This is a genomic window from Stenotrophomonas sp., from assembly GCF_036662295.1.
GTDB lineage: Bacteria > Pseudomonadota > Gammaproteobacteria > Xanthomonadales > Xanthomonadaceae > Stenotrophomonas.
Genome location: NZ_JAVWXA010000033.1, coordinates 1 through 19675 on the forward strand (window position 1 = coordinate 1; position 19675 = coordinate 19675).

The 19675-nt window shown below is 68.3% G+C and carries 20 protein-coding genes; 14 read left to right on the forward strand and 6 right to left on the reverse strand.

The features are described 5' to 3' along the window. From RSA25_RS08685 to RSA25_RS08695, 3 genes are all read left to right on the forward strand, one after another. A partial coding sequence (locus tag RSA25_RS08685; RefSeq protein WP_332808494.1) for an HlyD family secretion protein occupies positions 1-558 on the forward strand: 558 nt, incomplete at its 5' end. A gap of 62 nt (positions 559-620) precedes the next feature. After that, positions 621-1556 (forward strand): ABC transporter ATP-binding protein, encoded by a 936-nt coding sequence (locus tag RSA25_RS08690; RefSeq protein ID WP_332808526.1) that lies wholly within the window; start codon positions 621-623, stop codon positions 1554-1556. After that, the gene (locus RSA25_RS08695) at positions 1553-2668 is read left to right on the forward strand and encodes an ABC transporter permease (RefSeq protein WP_332808495.1); all 1116 of its coding nucleotides are present in this window, start codon (positions 1553-1555) and stop codon (positions 2666-2668) included. The genes RSA25_RS08690 and RSA25_RS08695 overlap by 4 nt, the downstream gene beginning before the upstream one ends. A 28-nt stretch (positions 2669-2696) precedes the next feature. On the opposite strand, the gene miaB is transcribed toward RSA25_RS08695, so the two are convergent. Further along, positions 2697-4130: a tRNA (N6-isopentenyl adenosine(37)-C2)-methylthiotransferase MiaB gene (gene miaB, locus RSA25_RS08700; protein ID WP_332808527.1), complete on the reverse strand. Its 1434-nt coding sequence runs from the start codon at positions 4128-4130 to the stop codon at positions 2697-2699. A gap of 247 nt (positions 4131-4377) precedes the next feature. Here miaB and RSA25_RS08705 point away from each other — a divergent pair, with 247 nt between their 5' ends. The 6 genes from RSA25_RS08705 to RSA25_RS08730 all read left to right on the forward strand — a co-directional run bounded on the left by RSA25_RS08705 (position 4378) and on the right by RSA25_RS08730 (position 9518). Beyond that, positions 4378-5337 (forward strand): lytic transglycosylase domain-containing protein, encoded by a 960-nt coding sequence (locus tag RSA25_RS08705; RefSeq protein ID WP_332808496.1) that lies wholly within the window; start codon positions 4378-4380, stop codon positions 5335-5337. A 182-nt stretch (positions 5338-5519) separates the two neighbouring features. Then, positions 5520-6140: a ubiquinol-cytochrome c reductase iron-sulfur subunit gene (gene petA / locus RSA25_RS08710; protein ID WP_332808497.1), complete on the forward strand. Its 621-nt coding sequence runs from the start codon at positions 5520-5522 to the stop codon at positions 6138-6140. Between the two features lie 2 nt (positions 6141-6142). Beyond that, a complete protein-coding gene (locus RSA25_RS08715; RefSeq protein ID WP_332808498.1) occupies positions 6143-7402 on the forward strand; it encodes a cytochrome bc complex cytochrome b subunit in 1260 nt (419 codons plus the stop codon). Further along, positions 7395-8141, forward strand: coding sequence for a cytochrome c1 (locus RSA25_RS08720; protein WP_332808499.1), 747 nt, complete (start codon positions 7395-7397; stop codon positions 8139-8141). The genes RSA25_RS08715 and RSA25_RS08720 overlap by 8 nt, the downstream gene beginning before the upstream one ends. A 160-nt stretch (positions 8142-8301) precedes the next feature. Beyond that, on the forward strand, positions 8302-8937 hold the full coding sequence (locus RSA25_RS08725; RefSeq protein WP_332808500.1) for a glutathione S-transferase N-terminal domain-containing protein: 636 nt from the start codon (positions 8302-8304) through the stop codon (positions 8935-8937). Positions 8938-9074: 137 nt separating this feature from the next. Further along, positions 9075-9518 carry a ClpXP protease specificity-enhancing factor gene (locus RSA25_RS08730; RefSeq protein ID WP_332808501.1) on the forward strand — a complete coding sequence of 148 codons (444 nt, stop codon included), beginning with the start codon at positions 9075-9077 and terminating at the stop codon, positions 9516-9518. Between the two features lie 64 nt (positions 9519-9582). On the opposite strand, the gene RSA25_RS08735 is transcribed toward RSA25_RS08730, so the two are convergent. From RSA25_RS08735 to RSA25_RS08750, 4 genes are all read right to left on the reverse strand, one after another. Further along, the gene (locus RSA25_RS08735) at positions 9583-9939 is read right to left on the reverse strand and encodes a DUF3301 domain-containing protein (RefSeq protein ID WP_332808502.1); all 357 of its coding nucleotides are present in this window, start codon (positions 9937-9939) and stop codon (positions 9583-9585) included. Positions 9940-10017: 78 nt separating this feature from the next. Next, entirely contained in the window at positions 10018-11154 is a 1137-nt protein-coding gene (locus tag RSA25_RS08740) for a DUF2272 domain-containing protein (RefSeq protein WP_332808503.1), read from the reverse strand. A gap of 172 nt (positions 11155-11326) precedes the next feature. Beyond that, the gene (gene nadC, locus RSA25_RS08745; protein WP_332808504.1) at positions 11327-12169 is read right to left on the reverse strand and encodes a carboxylating nicotinate-nucleotide diphosphorylase; all 843 of its coding nucleotides are present in this window, start codon (positions 12167-12169) and stop codon (positions 11327-11329) included. An 11-nt stretch (positions 12170-12180) separates the two neighbouring features. After that, positions 12181-12450, reverse strand: a complete 270-nt coding sequence (locus RSA25_RS08750; protein WP_332808505.1) for a Trm112 family protein — start codon at positions 12448-12450, stop codon at positions 12181-12183. Positions 12451-12509: 59 nt separating this feature from the next. Here RSA25_RS08750 and purE point away from each other — a divergent pair, with 59 nt between their 5' ends. After that, complete coding sequence (purE, locus tag RSA25_RS08755; protein ID WP_332808506.1) at positions 12510-13013, forward strand: 5-(carboxyamino)imidazole ribonucleotide mutase; 504 nt, start codon at positions 12510-12512, stop codon at positions 13011-13013. Next, positions 13010-14158, forward strand: coding sequence for a 5-(carboxyamino)imidazole ribonucleotide synthase (locus RSA25_RS08760; RefSeq protein ID WP_332808507.1), 1149 nt, complete (start codon positions 13010-13012; stop codon positions 14156-14158). The genes purE and RSA25_RS08760 overlap by 4 nt, the downstream gene beginning before the upstream one ends. A gap of 123 nt (positions 14159-14281) precedes the next feature. Here the strand turns inward: RSA25_RS08760 and RSA25_RS08765 are convergent, their stop codons facing one another. Further along, positions 14282-14863 (reverse strand): Fe-Mn family superoxide dismutase, encoded by a 582-nt coding sequence (locus RSA25_RS08765; protein WP_332808508.1) that lies wholly within the window; start codon positions 14861-14863, stop codon positions 14282-14284. A 107-nt stretch (positions 14864-14970) separates the two neighbouring features. Here RSA25_RS08765 and grxD point away from each other — a divergent pair, with 107 nt between their 5' ends. From grxD to RSA25_RS08780, 3 genes are all read left to right on the forward strand, one after another. Then, positions 14971-15291 carry a Grx4 family monothiol glutaredoxin gene (gene grxD / locus RSA25_RS08770; protein ID WP_332808509.1) on the forward strand — a complete coding sequence of 107 codons (321 nt, stop codon included), beginning with the start codon at positions 14971-14973 and terminating at the stop codon, positions 15289-15291. Further along, positions 15288-16028, forward strand: a complete 741-nt coding sequence (locus RSA25_RS08775; RefSeq protein WP_332808510.1) for an SDR family NAD(P)-dependent oxidoreductase — start codon at positions 15288-15290, stop codon at positions 16026-16028. Before grxD ends, RSA25_RS08775 begins: the two co-directional genes overlap by 4 nt. Before the next feature lie 327 nt (positions 16029-16355). Continuing rightward, entirely contained in the window at positions 16356-19541 is a 3186-nt protein-coding gene (locus RSA25_RS08780) for a TonB-dependent receptor (RefSeq protein WP_332808511.1), read from the forward strand. Positions 19542-19675: the final 134 nt, after the last annotated feature.

A 19675-nucleotide genomic window follows, 5' to 3' on the forward strand; every position in this document is an offset into this window, starting at 1 on the left:
GCCGCCGACGTGGACCGTGCGCGCGCGGCGGCCGGCAACGCGCAGGGCGTGGTGCGCGCGGCCGAGCAGGCGCTGCTGGCCCTGCAGCACGGCACCCGGGTGGAACAGGTTGCCCAGGGCGAGGCGGCGTTGCAGGCCGCCCAGGCGCAGGCCGCCGCGCAGGCGGTGACGCTGCGCAAGCTGGACCTGCTGGCCCCGCGCGACGGCCTGGTCGATGCCATCCCCTACAAGCTGGGCGACCAGGCCCCGGTGGGGGCGCCGCTGGTGGTGATGCTGGTCGGCGACCGCCCCTACGCCCGCGTCTACCTGCCCGAGGCGATGCGGCTGCAGGTCAAGCTCGGCCAGGCGGCGACGATTCGCCTGCAGGGCCGCGAGGGCATCCTGTCCGGGCGCGTGCGCAGCATCCGCAGCGACCCCGGCTTCACCCCGTACTACGCGCTCAGCGGCAGCGATGCGGCGCGGCTGAGCTGGCTGGCCGAGATCGAGCTGGGCACCGACAACGACCCGGCGCGGCTGGCCAACCTGCCGGCGGGCATTCCGCTGCAGGTCGAGTTCTGAACGCCGTCGCGCCCGGCGATACACCGGCACTGGCATCGGCCAGCGCGCCGGCCGAGCTGGCCATCCGTGCGCGCGGGTTGAGCAAGCGGTTCGGTGCGCTGGTGGCGGTCGACCACGTGGACCTGAGCGTGCCGCGCGCCAACGTCTACGGTTTCCTCGGCCCCAACGGCTCGGGCAAGTCCACCACCATCCGCATGCTGTGTGGCCTGCTCACGCCCAGCGAGGGCGACATCGACGTGCTCGGGCTGCGCATTCCCGAACAGGCCGAAGCGCTGCGCCGGCGCATCGGCTACATGACCCAGCGCTTCTCCCTGTTCGACGACCTCAGCGTGCGCGAGAACCTGGAGTTCCTCGCCGCCGTGCAGGACATCCCGCGCGCGGCCGCGCGCCAGCGCATCGATGCGCTGGTGGAGCAGTACCGCTTCCAGGATCGCCAGAAGCAGTTGGCCGGCACCATGAGCGGGGGCCAGAAGCAGCGGCTGGCGCTGGCCGGGGCGGTCATCCAGTCGCCGGAGCTGTTGTTCCTGGACGAGCCGACCAGCGCGGTGGACCCCGAGTCGCGGCGCGACTTCTGGGAGAAGCTTTTCGATCTGGCCGATGCCGGCACCACCCTGCTGGTGTCCACCCATTACATGGACGAAGCCGAGCGCTGCCACCGCCTTGCCATCCTGGATCGCGGCGTGCTGGTCGCCGATGGCAGCCCGGCCGAACTCACCGGCGCGCTGCAGGGCCGCACCCTGGAGGTGATCGCGCGCCAGCCGCGCCAGGCCCAGCGGCTGCTGGCCGGCCTGCCGGGCGTGCTCAGCGTGGCCCAGATCGGCAACACCCTGCGCGTGCTGCTGGCGCACGACGGCGATGGCGAGGCCCACATTCGCCAGGCACTGCGCGCGGGCGGGCAGGGCGCCGAGGTGGCGCACGCGGCCGCCAACCTGGAGGACGTGTTCGTGTCGGCCACCCGTGGCCGCGAGGACGCCGCCGACCCGGTGGCCACCTCGTGAGCCTGCGCCGGCTCTGGGCGATCGTGCTCAAGGAGCTGCGCCAGATGCGCCGCGACCGCGTCACCCTGGCCATGATCGTGGGCATCCCGGTGATGCAACTGGTGCTGTTCGGCTATGCGATCAACCTCAACCTGCGCCACCTGCAGGCCGGCATCGCCGACCAGGCCAACACCTCGGCCTCGCGCGCGCTGCTGATGGACATGGTGGCCACCGAGGTCATCACCCCGGCGCTGCGCGTGGACACGCCCGATGCGCTGATGCACGCCCTGCGCGAAGGCCGGATCAGCGTCGGGGTGGTGATCCCGCCGGACTTCGAGCGGCGGCGGTACGAAGGCCGCGAGGCGGTGCAGGTGCTGGTGGACGGCAGCGACACGGTGGTGCAGAGCGCGGCGGTGCAGCTTGCCCAGGTGCCGTTGCAGTCCCAGCCGCTGGCCAACGACCGGCCGTTGCGTGCCGGCGCGGTGGCGGCCGCCGGGCAGATCAGCGTGGTGGCCTTCTACAACCCGCAGCGGCGCTCGGCGATCAACATCGTGCCGGGCCTGATCGGCATCATCCTCACCATGACCATGGTGATGTTCACCGCGGTGGCGATCGTGCGCGAACGCGAGCGCGGCAACATGGAGCTGTTGATCGCCACGCCGCTCACGCGCAGCGAGCTGATGATCGGCAAGGTACTGCCGTATGCGGTGATCGGCCTGGTGCAGACCACGCTGGTGCTGCTGCTGGGCATGTGGCTGTTCGACGTGCCGGTGCGCGGCAGCGTGCTGGATGTCTACCTGGCCTCGATCCTGCTGATCACCGCCAACCTGGCGCTGGGCCTGTTGATCTCGACCAAGGCGCAGTCGCAGTTCCAGGCCATGCAGATGACGATGTTCGTGTTCCTGCCCTCGATCCTGCTGTCCGGCTTCATGTTCCCGTTTGCCGGCATGCCGCGGGTGGTGCAGTGGCTGGCCGAGGTGCTGCCGCTCACCCATTTCCTGCGGCTGGTGCGCGGCATCATGCTGCGCGGCGCGCGCTGGTGGGAGTTGTGGCCGGAGGTGCTGGCGCTGGTGGCCTTCATCGCGGTGATGATGACCCTGGCCATCCTGCGTTTCCGCAAGCGTCTGGATTAGGGCATGCCGACCAGCGGTCGGCACGCCTTCAGGCCGTGACCATCCGCGCGCGCAGCGAATTGCTGTACGCCTCGGTGATCACCACGTCCACGAACTGGCCCACCAGGCGCGGGTGGCCCGGGAAATTCACCGAGCGCATGTTCTCGGTCTTGCCGGTCAGCTCGTTGGGGTCGCGTTTGGACGGCCCCTCCACCAGCACCGTCTGCACGGTGCCGACCATCTTCTCGGAAATACCCGCCGCGTGCGCGTTGATCCGCGCCTGCAGGCGTGACAGCCGCGCATGCTTTTCCGCATCGCTGATCGTGTCTTCCAGGTCGGCCGCCGGCGTGCCGGGGCGGCGCGAATAGATGAAGGAGAAGCTGTGATCGAAGCCGATGTCCTCGATCAGCTTCATGGTCTTCTCGAAGTCCTCCGCGGTTTCCCCCGGGAAGCCCACGATGAAGTCCGAGCTGATCGAGATATCCGGGCGCACCGCGCGCAGCTTGCGGATCTTGGCCTTGAACTCCAGCGCGGTGTAGCCGCGCTTCATCGCCGACAGCACCCGGTCGCTGCCGGCCTGCACCGGCAGGTGCAGGAAGTTGGCCAGCTGCGGCACGTCGCGGTAGGCGTCCACCAGCGAGTCGCTGAACTCCAGCGGGTGGGAGGTGGTGAAGCGGATGCGGCCCACCCCGTCGATCTCGGCAATCGTTCGGATCAGCAGGCCCAGGTCGGCCAGCTCGCCGTCGCCATAGGGACCCCGGTAGGCGTTGACGTTCTGGCCGAGCAGGTTGATCTCGCGCACGCCCTGGGCCGCCAGTTGCGCCACTTCCACCACCACGTCCTCGAACGGGCGGCTGACCTCGGTGCCACGGGTGTAGGGCACCACGCAGAACGAGCAGTACTTCGAGCAGCCTTCCATGATCGACACGAACGCCGACCCGCCCTCGGCACGCGGCTCGGGCAGCCGGTCGAACTTCTCGATCTCCGGAAAGCTGATGTCCACCTGCGACTTGCCCGATTCGCGCCGCTGGCGGATCAGCTCGGGCAGCCGGTGCAGGGTCTGCGGGCCGAACACCAGGTCCACGTGCGGGGCGCGCTTGATGATCGCCTCGCCTTCCTGGGAGGCCACGCAGCCGCCCACGCCGATGATCACCCCGCGGCCGTTGTTCTTCAGCGCCTTCCAGTAACCGAGCTGGCTGAACACCTTCTCCTGCGCCTTCTCGCGGATCGAGCAGGTGTTCATCAGCAGCACGTCGGCCTCGGCCGGGTCGTCGGTCAGCTCCAGGCCCTCGGCGGCGGCCAGCACGTCGGCCATCTTGGACGAGTCGTACTCGTTCATCTGGCAACCGTGGGTCTTGATGTAGAGCTTGCCGCGCACCGGTCCGTCCACCTGCGGGCGGGTGCCGGGCAGGGGAATCAGGTCGGGGCGGGGCGAATCGGGCGAAGCGGAGGCAGGCAGGGCGGAGCCGGCCGAAGTCGGCACGGTCGAAGCTGGCGTCCCGGTCATGGCGCTTATTCCAGTCGGGTGGGCGGGCAGGCAGCCGGAAAGGCTGCGGAGAAGCCGGCCATTGTACCTGCACGCCGCCCGCGCGGAGGCCGCCCGCCCACGCCAGCCGGGGCCGGGCCGGGCGGGCCGGCGGGCGTTGGACCCGAGGGGGGAGGGCGCCCGACCGGGTCACGGCCGCGTCAAAGACTTGGCAACGCCCCGTTAACTTGGGACACTCGCGCCCATGAAGGGGATCTTGGGGATCTTTGCGCTGGCCTTGGCTGCGCTGACCGCTGTGCCGGCCAGTGCGGGCACCCTGTACAAGTGTGTCGGCGCCGATGGCGTGCCCAGCTACGTCAGCAAACGCATCGGCGGCGCCAGTTGCAGCGTGGTCAGCAACTACCGGCCCGATCGCAGCGCCGCGCGCCGTGCGCCCCTGGCCCCGGTCGCCGCGCCGCCGCCGGCCCCTGCGCCGGCCCCGGCAGCCAGTGCGACCGCCATGCCGGCCCCGGCCGATGGCGCCCAGGCCGCCACCGCGCTGAGTGCCAGCGCCCTGGCCGCGCCGGCCACCGTGCTCACCGCCCCACCGGCCGCCGCCCCGCGCGCCAACAAGGCCGGGCGGGTGGTCAATGGCCAGGTCTATTCCTACATGAAGGACGGGGTGCGCCACTACACCAGCGCCCGACCGGCGCAGATGGCCAGCCTGGGCCAGGTCCGCACCATCCACTACAGCTTCATCGAGCGCTGCTACGCCTGCGGCGCCAACCCGGGCGTCAACTTCGGCTCGGTCCGCCTCAACACCACCGCCTTCCAGACCGAGATCGCCGCCGCCGCGCGCGAGTTCGGCGTCGAGGAAGCGGTCGTGCGCGCCATCATCCATGCCGAGTCGGCCTACAACCCCACCGCGCTCAGCCGTGCCGGCGCGCAGGGCCTGATGCAGTTGATGCCGCCCACCGCGCGCCGTTTCGGCGTCACCGATTCCTATGATGCAGCGCAGAACATCCGCGGCGGCGTGCAGTACCTGTCCTGGCTGCTCAAGCGCTTCAATGGCAACCTCACCCTGGCCGCGGCCGGCTACAACGCCGGCGAAGGCGCGGTCGACCGCCATGGCGGCGTGCCGCCCTACAGCGAGACCCAGTACTACGTGAAGCGGGTGGCGCAGCTGGCCGATCGCTACCGTGGCGCGCAGGCCACCACGCAATGAGCGCGCGCGCCGATGGCGCACACCGCCCTGCATGCCGTAATGTCCTGCTGTAATGTCGTTCCGTAGTACCGCGTTGTGTGGCCGACTTCGGTTCAGCTACACTCGCGGCTGATTCAATGTGGACTGGCCCCCACCGGTCTACTGGCAGCCTCAAGCTACCTAAATCAATATCGGAGTGCCGGATGGCCAACGATGGGGTAAACGATCCAGTCAACACCGGACGTCGACGATTCCTTTCAGCAACCACTGCGGTGGTCGGAGCGGTCGGCGTCGGATTTGCAGCGGTACCGTTCATCAAGTCCTGGAATCCCAGCGCCCGCGCCAAACTGGCCGGTGCCCCTGTGATTGCCGATATCAGCGCCCTGCAGGAAGGCCAGCGACTGGTCATGGAATGGCGTGGGCAGCCGATCTGGATCGTCAAGCGTTCCAAGGCGATCCTGGAGGCGCTGCACGGCCTGGACGATCGCCTGAAGGATCCCGAATCGGGCGAGAAGGACCAGCAGCCGGCCTACGTGCTCAAGCAGAATCCCGAATTCCGCTCGATCAAGTCCGAGGTATCGGTCCTGGTCGGGCTGTGCACCCACCTGGGCTGTTCGCCGGAGATGGTCGCCGAGATCCGCCCCGAGCCCTATGACCCGCAGTGGAAGGGCGGCTATTTCTGCCCGTGCCACAAATCGCGGTTCGACATGTCCGGTCGCGTGTTCAAGGACGTCCCGGCGCCGATCAACCTGCTGGTGCCGCCGCACCATTACCAGGATGACGACACCATCATCATCGGCGTTGACCCGCAGGGGGCGGCTTGAACATGGCCAACATCCTTACCCGTACCGCCACCGGCGTGGCCGACTGGGTCAACGCACGCGCCCCCGGCCTGATGCCGGTCTACCGCAAGCACGTGAGCGAGTACTACGCGCCGAAGAACTTCAACATCTGGTACTACTTCGGCTCGCTGGCGCTGCTGATCCTGGTCAACCAGATCGTGACCGGCATCTTCCTCACGATGCACTACAAGACCAGTGCCGCCGAGGCGTTCAACTCCATCGAATACATCATGCGTGATGTGGAATGGGGCTGGCTGATCCGCTACATGCACTCCACCGGGGCCTCGCTGTTCTTCATCGTGGTGTACCTGCACATGATCCGCGGCCTGCTCTATGGCAGCTACCAGAAGCCGCGCGAGCTGGTGTGGATCCTGGGCATGCTGATCTACCTGGTGCTGATGGCCGAGGCCTTCATGGGCTACGTGCTGCCGTGGGGCCAGATGTCCTTCTGGGGCGCCAAGGTGATCATCTCCCTGTTCGGGGCGATCCCGGTGATCGGCTCGGGCCTGACCGAGTGGATCATGGGCGATTACCTGCCCAGCGACGCCACCCTCAACCGCTTCTTCGCCCTGCACGTGATCGCCCTGCCGCTGGTGCTGTTGCTGCTGGTGGTGCTGCACCTGGGTGCGCTGCACGAAGTGGGCTCCAACAACCCCGACGGGGTGGAGATCAAGAAGGGCCCCAAGGGCAACCGCTGGTCGGCCACCGCGCCCACCGACGGCATTCCGTTCCATCCGTACTACACGCTCAAGGACGGGGTGGGCGCCGGCTTCCTGCTGGTCATCGCCGCCTTCATCATCTTCTTCGCCCCGGCCTTCGGCGGCCTGTTCCTGGAGCACGACAACTTCACCGAGGCCAACCGCCTGGTCACCCCGGAACACATCAAGCCGGTCTGGTACTACACCCCGTATTACGCCATGTTGCGGGTGGTGCCCAACAAGCTGGGCGGTGTGATCGTGATGTTCTCGGCCATCGCCATCCTGTTCCTGGTGCCGTGGCTGGACCGCGCGCGGGTCAAGTCCTACCGCTACCGCGGCTGGCTCTCGCGCGTGCTGCTGGGCGTGTTTGCGGTGTGCTTCGTCTGGCTGGGGGTGATCGGCTCGGGCCCGGGCACCGACGCGCACGAGACCTACGTCGGTCGCGTGCTGACCTTCCTGTACTTCGCCTTCTTCATCACCATGCCGATATGGACCAGGCTGGACAGGACCAAACCGGTACCGGATCGGGTGACCACGCATGACTGACCACTGGATTGTCCGGCTGGCCTGCGCGGCCGCCCTGATGCTGGCCAGCAGCCTGGCCGGTGCCGCCGAGGGCGGTGCCACCCTGCAGGCCGGCAACGACCTGGGCGACCGCGCCTCGTTGCAGCGCGGCGCGCAGCTCTACATGAACTACTGTTCCGGCTGCCATGCGCTCAAATACCTGCGCTATTCGCGGATGGGGCAGGACCTGGGCCTGAGCGAAGAGGAGGTCATGACCAACCTCAACTTCACCGGCGTGCCGATCGGCGAGCCCGTCCCGGTCACGCTGCCCAAGGCCCAGGCCGAAAAGTGGTTCGGCAAGATGCCGCCGGACCTGAGCCTGATCGCGCGGGTGCGCGGCAGCGACTGGATCTACACCTACCTCAAGTCGTTCTACCTCGACCCGAGCCGGCCGCTGGGCTGGAACAACCGGCTGTTCCCCAACGCCTCCATGCCCAACCCGCTGTGGGAGATGCAGGGCCTGCAGCACGCGGTGCACGGCAAGCCGGAGAGCCCCGGGGCCGATGCGCCGGTGACCGGCCTGACCATCACCCAACCGGGCACGATGAACCCGGCGCAGTACGACCAGGCGGTGCGCGACATCACCAACTTCCTGGAGTACGCCGGCGAGCCGGCCGCGCTCAAGCGCCAGCAGCTCGGCGTCTGGGTGATCCTGTTCCTGGCCCTGCTCACCTTCCTGGCGTACCTGCTCAAGAAGGAATACTGGAAGGACGTGCACTGAACGCCATCGCGCCACCGAGCATGGATCGGATCAATCGTGGTCCGATCGGCCTATTGGCTTTTGTGATGGGCAGTTGCACACTCGGGTACTGTGACGACCGTCGGCAATGGGCTGGCGGCGCCGATACGACCGGCGGTTACCGGTCGTTGGAGAGCCTTTGATGGCGGCGAGCGTACGCATGCGGAACACCCTCACGCTGTTTTCCTCGAACGACGATGTCCTGTGCCATCGCGTGCGCCTGGTACTGGCGGCCAAGGGCGTGACCTACGACTTTGTCCCGGTCGACCCGCAGAACCCGCCCGAGGATCTGATCGACCTCAACCCGTACCACTCGGTGCCCACCCTGGTTGAACGCGAGCTGGTGCTCTACGCCGCCTCGGTGGTGAGTGAATACCTGGACGAGCGCTACCCGCACCCGCCGTTGATGCCGGTCGATCCGCTGTCGCGCGCGCGCATCCGCCTGGCGATGCTGCGCATCGAACACGACTGGGTGCCGCAGGTGCAGGCCATCCAGCTGGGCAACAAGACCCAGGCCGAGGCCGGGCGCAAGCGGTTGAAGGAACTGCTGACCAGCGCGGTGCCGCTGTTCAAGGCCAGCAAGTTCTTCCTCAATCCGGAAATGAGCCTGGCCGATTGCGCCATGGCGCCGATCATCTGGCGGCTGCAGTCCCTGGACGTGCCGCTGCCCAAGGACGGCAAGGCGATCGAGGACTACGGCAACCGGATCTTCCGCCATCCCGGTTTCATCCGCAGCCTGACCGACCAGGAAAAGAAGCTGCGCGACCTGCCCGGCTGAGCGCCTTGCCGCGCCGGACGGGCCTGCATCCACGCTTTACGCCGGGCGCGCGGTAGCTGACCGGCGAGGGTGCGGGCGCGTACACTTGCCTTTACGCAACCGGATTTCCGCAGCCGAGCATGGCTTGGCTCTACCCCATGACAGAAGACACTTTCCGCATGACCAGCCATCGCCCCTACCTGTTGCGGGCCTTGGTGGAGTGGATCAACGACAACGAACTGACGCCGCATATCCTGGTCGACGCCGGGATGCCCGGCGTGCAGGTGCCGCAGAGCGCGGTCAAGGATGGCCGGGTGGTGTTGAACATCGCCGACCGCGCGGTGATCCACCTGCACATCGACAACGAGACCGTGAGTTTCTCGGCGCGCTTCTCCGGCACCAGCCACCCGGTGGTGGTGCCGATCTCGGCCGTGCTGGCCGTCTACGCCCGCGAGACCGGGCAGGGCATGGCGCTGCCGGATGACATTCCCGGCCACGACCCGGCCCCGGACGACGAGCTGCCGCCGGACGACAGCCCCGAGCCGCCCGATGACACCCCGCCCAAGCCCAGCGGCCGCCCGCATCTGCGCGTGGTGAAGTAAGACCGATGGCCGCCGCAAGGCGGCCATTGCGCATCTGGGGCCGAGGGTGGGTGGCCCCCAGCGCTCAGACGTCTTCCGCGTCGCGCGTATCGATCGGCCGCCGGATCTCGCTGATCCGCGCCGCCGACGGCCCCACGAAGGCCACCAGCTCATCACCGCGCAGCACCATGCGCCCGGTGTGGCGGTCCACGCCATCGTGCGAATACTCGAACTTGAACGTGCGTTCCCAGCCCAGCCAGCCGTTGGGCTTGCGGCAGACGCGCAGGCCGGTGCCATGCACGCTCTGGTCCAGCCACTGCACGTCGGCGGCACGGCAGGCATTGCGGCCCAGTTCGCCGGCGCGTTCGGCCGCCGCCCGCGATGCATTCCAGAACGCATAGGCCATCGCGGCGCCGATCATCAACAAAATCAAACTGGGCATGGGCGGCTCGGCGCGTTCAAGGGATCTGGTGTCCAAGATGGCGACGACGCACGCCCGGATCAAGCCGCGCCCCTGCGATCACGGCGTGGGTGCAGGCGCGGACGTGGGCGTGGGCGTGGGCTCAGCGGGGCGAGGCGGACGTGCTGGCGGCGCCGCCGGCGTGGGCACCGGTGGCGGCGTCGCCTGCGCCGGGGCTGCGGGCGTGATAGGTGCGCGGGTCGGCGGCGGCAGCGGTGCCGGCCCCGGCACGGGCGCAGCCGGCGGGTACGCGGCGGGCGGTGCGGCCGCCGGATCGGGCAGGGGGGCCGTCGGCGGCGGCAGGGCCGGTGCGGTCGCCACCAGTTTCAGCAGCGCCGCCCAATCCTGGCGATTGAAGCTGCATTCCTCCTCGCGCCCGGGCGTGCAGCCCGGGTCGATCCCCTCGTTGGCGTTCGCCTTGGCCGGCGGCAGTTCGATCCGGCCGCTGCGGTCCAGGTCGAGCTTGCGCATCGCCACGGTGTTCATCACGTTGCCGCCGATCAGGTACAGCGTGCGATCACCGCCCATGTTGGCGGCGATCACCACCTCGCAATGCGATTTCCAGTGCGTCACCGCGCCGCTGCCCAGCGACTGCACCAGGCCGGCGTAGCTCAGGGTCTCGCGGCGGTCGCGGAGATAGCACAGCAGGTCGCCGGGCGCCGGTTTTTCCTGCGCCGGGTCGGCCATCCGGTACGGCCCGCTGTTCTGGTAGGCCGCGCGGATGTAGTCGATATGGCGCGGCGAGCGGGTGAAGCCGGGCACGCTGGCGCGGCTCATCACCCAGGAGATGAAGGCGGCCGACCATGGGTTGTCGACCAGGAACGCGCGGCAGTCGCTGTCGGTGTAGCGCGTGCCCGGCGGGGCCATGCAGCTGGACGCGCCGGGCTGGCTGCCCATCGGCGACAACGTGCCGCTCTGCCGCCAATAGCCGACCACGCGTTGCCATGCCACCACGCCATCGTCGGCCAGGTGCACGTCTTCGGCCTCGGTCACGCTCAGGCTGGCCGCGCGGCCATCGCGATCGATGAAGGGCCGATACCACAGGCGATGTTCGTTGCAGGCGGTCTTGACGATGCCCACGGCCAACGGGCTGAGCCCGAACCGGGGCGGGATGTCACAGACTTCGGCGGCGGCCGCGGTGGCCGGCAGCAGCGCCGCCAGCGGCGACAGGCATGCGAGCAGGAACAAGGGGCGCATGCGCGCTCTCCGGGTGGGGGCAGGGCAAGCCTCGCAGACCCGGTCGGGCGGCGCCGTGAACACGCGCGTGCGCGGTGGCGGTGGATCAGGCGGTACGGCCCGACGCACGACCAATGGTCGTGCGCGACCCTGCGCCACGGCAGGTACCGACCGTCGGCCGGTACGCGTTCCCTCAACCCGGCGGCGGGCCCAGCTTCAGGGACAGGTCGATCGCCTGCACATGCTTGGTCAGCCCGCCGATGGAGATGCAGTCCACGCCGTCTTCGGCGATCGCGCGCAGCCCGTCCAGGCCGACGCTGCCGGACACTTCCAGTGGGATGCGCCCGGCGGCAATGCGCACGGCCTCGCGGCGCATGCCCACATCGAAGTCATCGATCAGAATGCGCTCGCAGCCCACCGCCAGTGCCTCGTGCAGCTGGTCCAGGTCCTCGACCTCCACCACCAGCGGCAACTGCGGCCACTGCGCCCGCGCCGCCTGCACCGCCGCGGTCAGCGAGCCGGCCGCGCGGATGTGGTTTTCCTTCAGCATCACCGTGTCGAACAGGCCCAGCCGGTGGTTGTCGCCACCGCCGCAGCGCACCGCGTACTTCTGGGCCACGCGCAGCCCGGGCAGGGTCTTGCGCGTGTCCAGGATGCGGGTGCCGGTGCCGGCCACCGCCGCCACGTAACGGGCGGTGAGTGTGGCCGTGCCCGAGAGCGTCTGCAGGAAGTTCAGCGAGGTGCGCTCGGCGCTGACCAGGCTGCGGTTGCGCCCGTGCAGGATCGCCAGCACCGTGCCGGCGGCCACCGCGTCGCCCTCGGCCACGCGCCAGTCGATGCGTACCTCCGGGTCCAGCGCGCGGTGGGTGGCGTCGAACCAGGGACGGCCGGCGATCACCGCGTCCTGCTTGCACAGCAGGTAGGCGCTGTCGGGCCGGTCGGGCAGCAGCGCGGCAGTGACGTCGCCGCTGCCGATGTCCTCGGCCAGGGCACGCGCCACGTCGGCCGCGACCACGCCCGGATCAGGTGCCCCCATCGCAGCGGGACTCATTTTTCCGGGAAATCGGCGATCTGGGCGGTCGCGATGGCCTCTTCGGCCAGCAGCACCGGGATCCCGTCGTCCACGCGGAACACCTGCTTGCGGTCGCGGGTCAGCAGCGCTTCGCGCAGGGCCTGGGCCTGCGCACTGCCGTCGGCCTTGACCACGGTCCCGGCGCCGATGGCGCGGTTGAGTGCCTCCAGGCCCTTGGCGTCCAGCAGGGACAGGGGCTGGCGGGTGTCGGGCGAGCACAGCAGGTCGAGCAGCTTGCGATCCATGGATTCTTCGTCTTGCGTGGAAGATGGCTAGAATACGTCTTTAAGGCAGGTGACGGCCAATGACCCCCAACCAATCCGCGCCGCTCGTCGGCATCGTCATGGGTTCCCGCTCCGACTGGGAAACCATGCAGCACGCCGCCCAGAAGCTGGATGCGCTCGGCGTTCCCTACGAAGTGAAAGTGGTCTCGGCGCACCGCACGCCGGACGTGCTGTTCACCTACGCCGAACAGGCCGCTGCGCGCGGGCTGCGCGCGATCATCGCCGGTGCCGGGGGCGCGGCCCACCTGCCGGGCATGATCGCGGCCAAGACCGCCGTGCCGGTGCTGGGCGTGCCGGTGCAGTCCAAGGCCCTCAACGGCATGGATTCGCTGCTGTCCATCGTGCAGATGCCGGCCGGCATCCCGGTGGCCACCTTCGCCATCGGCAATGCCGGCGCGTCCAACGCCGCGTTGTTCGCCGCGGCGATGCTGGCCCCGGAACAGGCCGCCATCGGCCAGGCGCTGGACGCCTTCCGCGCCCGCCAGACCGAAGACGTCATGGCCCACGACGACCCGCGTCAATGACCATGAAGACCGTTGGCATCCTCGGTGGCGGCCAGCTGGCCCGCATGATGGTGCTGGCCGGCGCTCCGCTGGGCCTGCGCTTTGAACTGTTCGACCCGGCCGCCGACGCCTGTGGCGCGCCGCTGGCGGCGCTGCAGGTGGCCGCCTTCGAGGACGAGGCGGCGTTGGCCGCCTTCGCCGCCCGGGTGGACGTGGTCACCTTCGATTTCGAGAACGTGCCGGCCGCCAGCGCCCGCTTCCTGGCCGAACGCGTGCCGGTGCATCCCAACCCGGATGCGCTGGCCGTGGCCCAGGACCGGCTGAGCGAAAAGACCCTGTTCCAGCAGCTGGGCATCCCGCTGCCGCCCTTTGCCGACATCCGCAGCCGCGACGAGCTTGCCGCGCGCGTGGCCGAGTTCGGCATGCCGTGCATCGTCAAGACCCGCCGCCTGGGCTACGACGGCAAGGGCCAGTTCCGCATCCGCAGCGCCGCCGACATCGACGCGGCCTGGGCCACCCTGGGCGAGTACGTCGAGCGGACCGGCCTGATCCTGGAGGGCTTCGTCGCCTTCGACCGCGAGGTCAGCGTGGTCGCCGTACGAGGCCGCGACGGCGAGTTCCGCGCCTGGCCGGTCACCGGCAACTGGCACGTGGACGGCGTGCTGTCGGCCAGCCTGGCCCCGGCCCAGCTGTCGCCGGCGATGCACGAGGCGGCCATCGGCCATGCCCGCGCGCTGGCCGAGCGCCTGGACTACGTGGGCGTGTTCGCGCTGGAGCTGTTCTGCCGGGGCGAGGAACTGCTGGTCAATGAAATGGCCCCGCGCGTGCACAACTCCGGGCACTGGACCATCGAAGGCAGCGAGACCTCGCAGTTCGAGAACCACCTGCGCGCCGTGCTCGGCCTGCCGCTGGGCGACACGCGCATGCTCGGCCATGCCTGCATGCTCAACTGGCTGGGCGCGATGCCCGACCCGGCCCCGGTGCTGGGCCAGCCCGGCGGGCACTGGCACGACTACGGCAAGCAGCCGCGCGCCGGCCGCAAGGTCGGCCATGCCACCCTGCGTGAGGACGCCGCCCCGGCCCTGGCCGATGCGCTGGCCGCGGTGGGCGCGCAGCTCGACCGCAGCGCACAGGTCGCCCCGGTCATCGACGCGCTGCGCGGCTGACGCGGGCAGGGGCATCGCCTGGTCACGGCCAACGGTCGTGACCGGGCCGGGCCCTGTCACCGCCACCTCCGGTCGCGTGGCGATCGTGCGCCGGCAGGGACCGACCGTGGGGCGGTATGCCCTTCAATCCCGCAGCTGCGCCGCGACGAAATCCCAGTTGACCAGTTTCCAGAACGCGTCCAGGTACCGCGCGCGCTCATTCTGGTGATCGGTGTAATACGCGTGTTCCCACACATCGCAGGCCAGCAGCGGCGTGCTCTGCCCGGTCAGCGGCGTGCCGGCGTTGCGCGTGGCCTGGATGGCCAGCGCGCCGGTCGGGTGCTGCACCAGCCACACCCAGCCCGAGCCGAACAGACCCAGCGCGGCGCGGTCGAACTCCTCGCGCAGGCGCCGCACGTCGCCGAAATGCCGGGTCACCAGTTCGGCCAGCCGATCCTTCGGGTCGCCGCCGCCGCGCGGATGCAGGCACTGGAAGTAGAAGGCGTGGTTCCAGGCCTGGGCGGCCGCGTCGAACAGGCTGCCCTGGCTCTGCCGCACGATGTCCTCCAGCGGCAGCTCGGCCAGCTCGGTGCCCTCGATGTGCGCGTTGACCGCCTCCACGTAACCGCGATGGTGGCGGCCGTGGTGGAGGTCCAGCGTCTCGGCCGACAGGTGCGGCTGCAGGGCGGTGCGGTCGTAGGGCAGGCGGGGCAGGTCGAGGGGCATGGCACGCGATGGATTGGGGAGAGGGCCGCCGGAGGGCTTACAATGGCGGTGAGGGAAGTCTAGCCGACCGGCCAGGTCGGGTTGTCCCACCTGCAGGGAGAGTCGTTGTGGCGGTGATGCAGCAGATCCAGTCCGAAGTGGAGCGTTACCCCCTCGTGTTGTTCATGAAGGGCACCCCGCAGTACCCCATGTGTGGCTACTCCAGCCGGGCCATCCAGGCCCTGATGGCCGCCGGTGCGGTCGCACTGCGCACGGTCAACGTGCTCGAGGAGCCGGAGATGCGCGCCAACCTGCCGCGCTTTTCCAACCTGCCCACCTTCCCGCAGCTGTTCATCCACGGCGAGCTGATCGGCGGCTGCGACATCGTGCTGGAGCTGTTCGAATCCGGCGAGCTCAAGCGCATCGTCGAAGAGGCCTCGCAAGGATGAGTGCGGTCCCGTCCGTCGCGGTCGGGACCTCGGCGCTGGCCGATCGGGTCATCCTCATTGCCGGTGCCGGTGGCGGCCTGGGCAGCGCCGCGGCCGTGGCCTGTGCGCAGGCCGGGGCCACAGTGGTCCTGCTGGGGCGCAAGCCGCGCCGCCTGGACCGGGTGTATGCCGCCGTGCAGGCGGCCGGGCCCGAGCCGCTGCTGTACCCGCTGGATCTGGAAGGGGCCACGCCGGACGACTACGCGGTGCTGGCCGAGCGCCTGCAGTCCGAACTCGGCCGGCTGGACGGGGTGCTCTACTGCGCCGCCGACTTCGCCGGGCTGACCCCGTTCGAGCTGGCCGATCCGGCCGCGTTCGCGCGCGCGGTCCACGTCAACCTCACCGCACCGGCGTGGCTGGCCCAGGCCTGCCTGCCGCTGCTGCGCCAGCGGCAGGATGCCGCCCTGGTGTTCACCGTGGACGATCCGGCGCGGGTAGGGCAGGCCTACTGGGGCGGCTACGGCGCCGCCCAGCACGGGCTGCGCGGCCTGATCGCCAGCCTCCACGATGAACTCGGGCGCAGCCCGGTGCGGGTGAGTGGCCTGCAGCCGGGCCCGATGCGCACCGCGCTGCGCGCCCGCGCGTTCTCCCTGGACGAAGACCGCAGCGCCCGCGACCCGGTCGATTGCGCCGCCAGCGCCGTGCTGCTGCTCTCGGCCGCCGGCGCCGCCCACCGCGGCCAGATCCTCAACGCCTGAACCGGTAGTGCCGGCCGCTGGCCGGCTCCAAGCCATCCCCCAAGCGTTCCATGTCACACGCCTGCCATTCAGCCAGTCCATCCTGAATGTGAAGAAGGCGTCACGATAGCGTTGTGATGGCGTGTGTTTTGTCGCCAAACCGTCACAATGCCGCGCTACCGTGTTAATCTAGTGTTAACCGTTGCGGCTGAAACCAGCCTGCGGCTAGGGAACCCAGATAAAAGTCCAGTCAGCCGCCAGCAAGGCTGCTTGGGCGCGTTTTTTTCTCCGCCATCGCCAATCTCGCATCGAGGCTACTCCCCAATGACCCACTCCCGTTGTCTCCGGATGTCCAAGCTGACGCTTGGTCTCGTGGCCGCACTTGCCGCCGCTCCCGCCTTCGCCCAGAGCACCTCTGCCGGTGTCGGCGGCCAGGTCACGTCGGCCGCAGGTTCGCCTGTCGCCGGTGCCGAAGTCACCATCACGCACACCGAGTCGGGCACGGTCAGCCGTGCGACCACCGATGCTGCGGGTCGTTACAACGCGCGTGGTCTGCGCGTGGGTGGTCCGTACACCATCACCATCACCAAGTCCGGTGAAGGCACCAAGACCGAAGAAGGCGTGTACCTGGGCGTGAACCAGACCGGTACCGTCAACGCCGCCCTGACCGGCGACCTGGCCGCGACCAACCTGGACGCCGTGCAGGTGGTTGCCGTCGCCGCCGGCTCGGAAGTGTTCAGCGCCACCAAGATGGGCTCGGGCACCAACATCAGCCAGCAGCAGATCGAAGTTGCCCCGTCCATCGGCGGCAACATCCAGGATCTGATGCGCCTGGATCCGCGCGTCACCTTCATCGACCGCGCCTCGGGCTCGATCTCGGCCGGTGGCCAGAACCCGCGCTTCAACTCGATCAGCATCGACGGCGTCTCGGCCAGCGATACCTTCGGCCTGGAAGGCAACAACATGCCGACCCGCCGCCAGCCGGTCGCCATGGAAGCCATCGAAGCGCTGGACATCAACCTGTCCAACTACGACGTCAGCATCGCCGCTGCCGCCGGCGCCACCGTCAACGCGGTCACCAAGTCCGGTACCAACGAATTCCACGGCTCGGTCTACGGCACCTACCGTGACGGCGACTGGTTCGGCGACAACCCGGAAGGCCAGCCGTTCAAGGGCTTCACCAAGGAAAAGACCTACGGCATGACCGTCGGTGGTCCGATCATCAAGGACAAGCTGTTCTTCTTCGCCAACTACGAGAAGTTCGAGCAGGCCGCCCCGGGCGCTGACCTCAGCGGCACCGCCCTGGGCAAGGCCAACCCGCAGTTCACCTTGGCCGACGTGACCCGCGCGCAGCAGATCGCGCAGGGCTACGGCATCGACGCCGGTGGCCTGGAGAGCAACGGCGACACCACGATGGAAGAGTACGCGCTGAAGCTGGACTGGAACATCAGCGACAACCACCGTGCCAACATCCGTTACAGCAAGATCGACCAGAGCAAGCTGCGCATCAACGGCATGGCCACCAGCACGGCCTCGCTGAGCTCGTACTGGTACCAGCACGACAAGACCAACGAGAGCTACGTCGCCCAGCTGTTCAGCGACTGGTCGGACAATTTCTCCACCGAACTGAAGGCCTCGTACCGCGAGTATTCCGCGATCCGTAACGTCTCCACCGACGCGCCGAGCATCCGCATCTTCTTCCAGGGCACCCAGGCGTCGCCGACCGGCGATTCGCTGTACCTCGGTACCGAAGTCAACTCGCAGAACAACATCCTGCAGACCAAGGCGTGGAACTACTACGCTGCCGGCACCTGGACCCTGGGTGACCATGACGTCAAGTTCGGTGCGTCGTACGACACCAACGACATCTACAACTACTTCGGCGCCAACTCGTGGGGTGCCTACACCTTCGCCGGCCTGGACAATTTCGCTGCCGGCCGCTGGAGCAGCTACAACTACAATCCGGAACGCAGCCCGGGTTCGATTCCGGCTGACTACAAGTACAGCAACCTGGCCCTGTTCGTGCAGGACACCTGGTATGTCAACAACAACCTGACCCTGACCCTGGGTCTGCGTGCGGACCGTGCCGATACCTCGCCGGCGCCGGCCTACAACGCGACGGCGTCGCAGTTCTTCGGCATCGACAACAGCGAAGTGCTGAGCAACAAGTTCCTGATCCAGCCGCGCGCCGGTTTCAACTACACCTTCGACACCGAGCGCCCGACCCAGCTGCGCGGCGGCGTGGGCCTGTTCCAGGGTGATGCCCCGCAGGTGTGGCTGAGCAACAGCTACTCGACGACCGGCTTCAACAACTCGGTCTACACCTTTACCGCCTATGATCCGACGCTGCCGTTCAATCCGAACAAGGACAGCCAGCCGGTTCCGACCACGCCGGGCTCGAACCGGCAGAACGTGAACTTCGTCAGCAGCGACTTCAACATGCCGTCGGTGTACAAGGCCAACCTGGCCCTCGATCACGAGACCCCGTGGTACGGCATCGTGGCCTCGGCCGAGCTGCTGGTCACCAAGGTCAAGGACGCCCTGTACTACAAGAACCTGAACCTGGGTCCGGTGCAGTACCAGGGTCCGGACGGCCGTGACATGTACTACTCGCGTGGCAGCACCGGTTCGGCCTGGGCTACGGGCAATGCCCGCGCTGGACGCAACCAGGCGTACGACGCCGTGTACGAGATCGCCAACACTGACAAGGGTCGCACCTCGCAGTTCACGGTCTCGCTGACCAAGCCGTGGGATGCCGCCAGCGACTGGTCGTGGAACCTGGGCTACACCTACACCGATGCGACCGAAGTCGGCTCGCTGACCAGCTCCACCGCCAGCTCGGGCTGGGGCTACCAGTACGCCTTCAACGCCAACGACAACATCGAGAACACCTCGCGCTACCAGATCCGCGACCGCCTGTCGGGTAGCCTGAACTGGAAGCACAAGTTCTTCGGTGACTACGAAACCAAGATCGGTCTGGTGTATGAAGGCCGCAGCGGCCGTCCGTACAGCTACGTGTACGTGAACGATGCGAACGGCGACAACCGCTCCGCGAACGACCTGTTCTACGTCCCGAACCCGGGCGACGTGCTGTTCGGCAACCTGGTGGGCAGCAACTTCACCCCGGATGCGGCGATGGAGAAGTCGTTCTACGAATGGCTGGCCAACAACCCGCAGCTGGCCAAGTACGCGGGCAGCTATGCCCCGGCCAACCAGTTCCGTACCGGCTGGATCAATACCTTCGACATCCGTGTCAGCCAGCAGCTGCCGGGCTTCATGAAGGGTCACAAGTCGGAGATCTGGCTGGATATCCAGAACGTCGGCAACATGATCAACAAGGACTGGGGCAACATCTACGACTACGGCTTCTTCGCCGATGCGCGCGTGGCTACCCTGCAGGGCATCAAGGACGGCAAGTACGTGTACAACTTCCGCGGCGCGGACCAGCCGGCGGTGGCCAACAATGATGCAGACGGCTTCGACGTCGGTGTCTCGCAGTGGTCGGTGCAGCTGGGCTTCCGCTACCAGTTCTGATGAACTGATGGGGTAATACTGCACAGGGAACGGCCGGGGCAACCCGGCCGTTTCCGTTTGCCCGCCAGGCTTGCTACTGCCTGCCTATCGATGTACCCTCAGTGGGTTGCGCGCCTATTCGCGCATCGCAGTGG

Coding starts and splice junctions, on each gene's coding strand:
- RSA25_RS08705 (WP_332808496.1), top strand. CDS start 4,378: ATGAAGGGGATCTTGGGGATCTTTGCGCTGGCCTTGGCTGCGCTGACC.
- petA (WP_332808497.1), top strand. CDS start 5,520: ATGGCCAACGATGGGGTAAACGATCCAGTCAACACCGGACGTCGACGA.
- RSA25_RS08715 (WP_332808498.1), top strand. CDS start 6,143: ATGGCCAACATCCTTACCCGTACCGCCACCGGCGTGGCCGACTGGGTC.
- RSA25_RS08720 (WP_332808499.1), top strand. CDS start 7,395: ATGACTGACCACTGGATTGTCCGGCTGGCCTGCGCGGCCGCCCTGATG.
- RSA25_RS08725 (WP_332808500.1), top strand. CDS start 8,302: ATGGCGGCGAGCGTACGCATGCGGAACACCCTCACGCTGTTTTCCTCG.
- RSA25_RS08730 (WP_332808501.1), top strand. CDS start 9,075: ATGACAGAAGACACTTTCCGCATGACCAGCCATCGCCCCTACCTGTTG.
- RSA25_RS08735 (WP_332808502.1), bottom strand. CDS start 9,939: ATGCCCAGTTTGATTTTGTTGATGATCGGCGCCGCGATGGCCTATGCG.
- RSA25_RS08740 (WP_332808503.1), bottom strand. CDS start 11,154: ATGCGCCCCTTGTTCCTGCTCGCATGCCTGTCGCCGCTGGCGGCGCTG.
- nadC (WP_332808504.1), bottom strand. CDS start 12,169: ATGGGGGCACCTGATCCGGGCGTGGTCGCGGCCGACGTGGCGCGTGCC.
- RSA25_RS08750 (WP_332808505.1), bottom strand. CDS start 12,450: ATGGATCGCAAGCTGCTCGACCTGCTGTGCTCGCCCGACACCCGCCAG.
- purE (WP_332808506.1), top strand. CDS start 12,510: ATGACCCCCAACCAATCCGCGCCGCTCGTCGGCATCGTCATGGGTTCC.
- RSA25_RS08760 (WP_332808507.1), top strand. CDS start 13,010: ATGACCATGAAGACCGTTGGCATCCTCGGTGGCGGCCAGCTGGCCCGC.
- RSA25_RS08765 (WP_332808508.1), bottom strand. CDS start 14,863: ATGCCCCTCGACCTGCCCCGCCTGCCCTACGACCGCACCGCCCTGCAG.
- RSA25_RS08775 (WP_332808510.1), top strand. CDS start 15,288: ATGAGTGCGGTCCCGTCCGTCGCGGTCGGGACCTCGGCGCTGGCCGAT.
- RSA25_RS08780 (WP_332808511.1), top strand. CDS start 16,356: ATGTCCAAGCTGACGCTTGGTCTCGTGGCCGCACTTGCCGCCGCTCCC.